This is a genomic window from Candidatus Hodgkinia cicadicola (assembly GCF_002774925.1).
Window position 1 is genome coordinate 1 of record NZ_NXGO01000038.1, and the last position, 2366, is coordinate 2366.

The 2366-nt window shown below is 20.6% G+C and carries 1 protein-coding gene; it reads left to right on the forward strand.

Annotated features, from left to right (window positions below; translation table 4 throughout):
- The first annotated feature begins 1770 nt into the window (after positions 1–1770).
- Entirely contained in the window at positions 1771–2124 is a 354-nt protein-coding gene (locus tag MAGTDC_RS02175) for a 50S ribosomal protein L20 (RefSeq protein WP_146656867.1), read from the forward strand.
- Positions 2125–2366: the final 242 nt, after the last annotated feature.

The window sequence follows — 2366 nt, forward strand, 5'->3', positions numbered from 1 at the left end:
AGCATTTATATCAAATATTTATATCAAGTCGTACATATATATTCAATGGTTTGTTTGTTGTTAAATTTAATTAAAAAAAATAATAACGATACTTTGTTAAATAATTACACATATTACTAATAATCATAAATTATCTGTTGGGTTAAAAATTCTATTTAATCTATCGAATTTATTCTAATTTAAAATTATTCAACATCTTAAATGAATTAAGGACAAATATATGGAAATAAATCTCCCATTTTGTTGTTACGATTAAGATAATAAATCCATCCTAACTCAATGTAAACATATCGATGGAATTATTCATTTTATTATTCTTAGATAATTCAATATTATTGAACATAGACATTAAATTTGATAATATTTTTCTTAAGTGCTAAACATTAAATATTTAAAATTATTTAAAATACCTATCCTAAGATAAATTATCCATTTCTAAATTTAGAATAACTTATATTATCCAATAAATGATAGGTTTTTTGTGTCTATACTAATAAATTTAAACAAATTATAATAAAACACAGATTAACAATTTGAATATTAAACCACTTATTAAGATAATCTGTTATATTTCAATAAATTAATTACTAAAACAACATCATTTTAGTTAAAAACAAATAACCCATCTTCGGATTATATACCTGTTTTACTTCTAAATATTCAAGATATTACATAATTATAACTAATATTTTTAAATATTAAACAACTCTTTCTTTAATTTCATCAAACGATATTACAAAATTAACAATTATTAATAAGTTAACTAATTTGATTTATCTAGAATTGATGTTTCTTTAACTCAAATGATTAAAAGCCTATAAAATATGGATGTATCTGTTAACATATATTGAATTTCTATTACTTTTACATCAAAATAACATCATTTTGTTGGATTTATTCTAACATATTTCTTTTATTATAAAAATTAACATTATTATAGATGTAAATATTATTAATTAATTATAGATCAGAATACAACATATTATTATCGATCTGTTTATATAATAAATTTATATAAAATTCCAACAAAATCATCCACTTGTTATTTTTTTCTAAAACTCATATGACTTAACTAATAAATTCCAATATTATAAATTACAATTCAAATATAATTCTAAAGCATCTTAATATGTTGATGTAATGAATTACGATTGAATATAGATTTATTTAACCAAATCTAAAATATCTAAACATTGAAATAAACTGCATTATTACATATTATCCTTTAAAGAATAAATTAATATTTATGACAAAAAAATGTTATAACATTGATACATAACAACGAACAATGCCATTAATAACTCTTTAACGACTATAAAATTGACATGATAATACCACCAGTTTTAAAAGGTTGTAATATTTGTGCTTAATATTAATAAATTTTTCTATATATGTTTGGTATGACATATTTTAAAAATATATATTTAGTCATAAATTAACCCAAATAGGGATTAATGTTTGTGATTAGAGGTAATTATTACTATACTTTATTGCCCATCGATGTAGATGACGGTTAAACGTTATCATGTTGTTATGTTTTAAGACTTTTATGTTCAATTTTGTTGATATTTATATTAAATAATAAATTAATTCTATTAAATTTAGATTAAAGTATTCTGATAATTTATATCCACTTCTATACAAATCATATTTTGGTCATGGAACTTTAGGTCTAAATAAAAAGATCTAAATAAAATGTGGTTTTTTTGTTGTTGTTGTAATAAGTTTAGAAAAAATTATGATTATATAGATATCAAATAAATTATATCGATGTCCAAAGTTAGCAGAGGATTAACAAGTCATTATAAACACAAAGAAACTTTAAAATTAGCTAAAGGTTATTATGGCCGTCGTAAATCTTGTATTAAAACTGCAAAACAAGCAGTAGATAGGTCTTTATCTTATAGATATAAATCAAATAGATTAAAACGACGTATTGAAAGAACAAAATCAATCAGATGCTTGAACAAAGGTTCCAACGAACGATCTATCGGATATAAATTAACAACATCGGGTTTACATAGGCTTGGTCTAGGATACACATTACCAATATTAAACGAACTAGCAAATAAAAGGTTATTCTATGATGTATTATTCAATTTATTTATCTTTTTTCTAAAATAAATTAGTTAAAATTATTTTAAATGTTGATTTCCAAACGATATTGGTTTATTTTTTATTTAAAATATTATTACCAACGATGAACATCGGGTTCAGATGTTAAATTTAATCGATATTGTTGTAATTATGTCTGATAAAATATTAATCACAAGTATTTTTTTTGTTTGATTTGAATCTTTTTTTAATTTAATTTTAACTTATAAATCTTTTTTTTATTAGCTGATTTTATAAAATTAATCTAATTC